This window comes from Stenotrophomonas sp. 05L414_2 (assembly GCF_056397905.1).
In genome coordinates this window covers 1-2,545 of the sequence record NZ_JBFTOJ010000280.1, presented here as the reverse complement: position 1 = coordinate 2,545, position 2,545 = coordinate 1, and the positions used below count along the sequence as shown (strand labels likewise).

At 58.5% G+C, this 2,545-nt stretch carries 1 protein-coding gene and 1 pseudogene; both read left to right on the top strand.

Annotation, left to right across the window (positions count from 1 at the left end; genetic code table 11):
• A pseudogene (locus AC1DJN_RS21520) lies at positions 1–1,767 on the top strand (hypothetical protein); the annotation flags it as partial.
• Between the two features lie 67 nt (positions 1,768–1,834).
• Positions 1,835–2,545: RHS repeat domain-containing protein (locus AC1DJN_RS21515; RefSeq protein WP_478040180.1), on the top strand; the 711-nt coding region annotated here is incomplete at its 3' end.

The following is a 2,545-nucleotide window of genomic DNA, read 5'->3' as shown; positions in this document are numbered from 1 at the left end:
CTCAGCCAGCGCTACATGGAGACGTACGTGTCATTGCATTCCAAAGTCATCAGTGCTGTCCTCAATCTATTTTTGCTGACACTCGCTGCCGCTGCTCAAGCACAGACTGGCGCGCCACTGACCTCATCGCAGGCGGGCGTCTTCTACGAAGACAAGCTCAAGGGCCTGAGCGAACTCACGGTGTTGGGTAACGACCTGTTCGGTGACAGGGTCAGCCTCTATACGGGCGGCATCCAGTTCACCCAGGTTGATGTTGATCTACCTGGAAACAACGCATTGCCAATGCGGTTCTCGCGCACATTGAAAATGGGCGGGCGCCGGGACACCCTCAAATCGATGAGGGACTGGGATTTTGACCTGCCCTACATCTCAGGCATGTTTGGGCAGAGTGGCTGGGTGTCCATGGTGCCGGGCGAGCCACTACGTCGTTGTTCGATCCCACTGAATTCACCTCAGCAGGCCAGCGCTCCATCCGAGTATGTGAGTGGCGGGCAAGGAAACGTCGGCTTCTCCTTTGATCCGCACTTTTTCTGGGGCGGGCTCTCCCTGAGCCTTCCCGGGAGCGACAGCAAGCCCATGATCATCATGGCTGCGGGTGCCAAGCAACCTACGGACGGTCGTGCCTATCACTGGACCACCGCTGATCGCTGGGTGTTTTCCTGCCTTCCGAGCACCAGCAACGGCGAGAGCGGGGAGGCCTTCATGGCGCATGCCCCCAATGGGGACAGGTACTGGTTTGACCGCATTGTGGCTATACCCCGCGGAACCATGACCGCGAACTACGGTAATGGCTTCTTCAACTACACGAGCACGATGGGACTGCGTGAGTTCCGCGCGTTGCCGACCCGTATCGAGGACAGGAACGGCAACTTCATTACCTTCACCTACTCCCCAAGTCAGGTCGTGATGAGCGCGAGCGACGGCCGCTCCATTACGGTGAACTCAGGGGCTGACGGGGTACAGAGTGTCGTCGCCAATGGCCGCACTTGGAACTATGAGTACACCGGCAGCACTGTCGATCGCAAGCTCACCCGCGTGGCACTTCCAGATGGATCGAGTTGGTCATTTGATGCCGGAGCTGCGTTCGATAACCCCATTGGCGGCTGGAGGAACTGTGCAGACTTTGTGCCGTTCACACCTGGTCCAAGCTCATCCGCAACGGTGGTCATGACTCATCCTTCAGGAGCCAGGGGCACATTTGAAATGAGCTACCGACTTCATGGCAGAACCAATGCGCCGAACACCTGCCGGCCCTTCACGCAGATCTTCTATCCGGTGGAGTCCCACCTCCTGACCGTGCTGGCACTGGATCGCAAGGTCATCTCAGGGCCCGGGCTCGCGACCATGACATGGAGCTACCAGTACACGCCGCTTGCTGCGAGCCTGGACACTGGACAACATGTCTACTGCTCGACTACGCCGTGCCCCGAGACGCGCGCACTCACCGTTACTCGCGAGGACGGCAGCTGGGATCGCTTCACCTTCAGTCAGAAGTACGGAGATCTCGAAGGCCAGCTGCTGAGTGAGGAACGCGGGAATACGCAGGGAGTGCTGCGGCGGATAGACACCCAGTACCGGCGTAGCTCGGACGGCAGCTATGCCCGGATTGGCAGCAATCCCTGTTGGTCATGCTCGAAGGAAGAAGAGCTACCCAAGCCATTGGAGTCACGCACCACCACGCAGGATGGAAATACATTTCTCTATCGCGTGGATCAGTTTGACGCTTATGCAAGGCCGCTGAAGATCACGCGATCCAGCTCGCCCTGAGGGTGAGCTACGACAGGCAGTCGAATGGCAGCGCTCGTGCGCTGCGTCCCACAATTTAGGGAAGCGTATGGCACGTAAATCGCCTCGTAGAAGCACATACCCGCACAAGACGCTGCTCGCAGCTGCTCTGGTTGCAACGGCCAGCCTTCCACAAGCCTGGGCCGCCACTACCTTGGAAACCCTGAGCTACCATGACAACGAAAGCTCGTGGATTCTGGGTCAAGTTGCTACTCGTGCGATCAATGGCGTCCTCGCCGATCAGGCGACGTTCGATCCTGTCACCTCTCGACCCACGCAGTTCTGGGCATTTGGGAAGTTGACCCAATCGCTTGGCTACAACACTGATGGCACCATCGCATACGTGCGCGATGGAAATGGGAACACTATCGTGCTGGGCTCTTGGAAGCGCGGTGTTCCGCAGCTGATCAGCTTCCCTGATGGCACAACGCAAAGCGCTGTCGTGGATGATCGCGGCTGGATTAGCCAAGTCACCGATCAGAACGGGTTCTCGACCGGATATCGCTATGACGCGATGGGACGGGTGGCGGGCATTGACTACCCGAGTGGAGATAGCACCGCCTGGAGCCCGATGAACCAGAGCTTTGTTCAGGTCATGGGCGACGAGTACGGCGTTGCGGCTGGCCATTGGCGAAAAACAACCATTACTGGAAACCGAGTTTCCATCGCGTACTACGACGCACTGTGGCGACCGTTGATTGTCTCGGAGTACGACGCCGCCGACCCAGGCACCATCAGATTCACAGGCAGGGAGTACGAC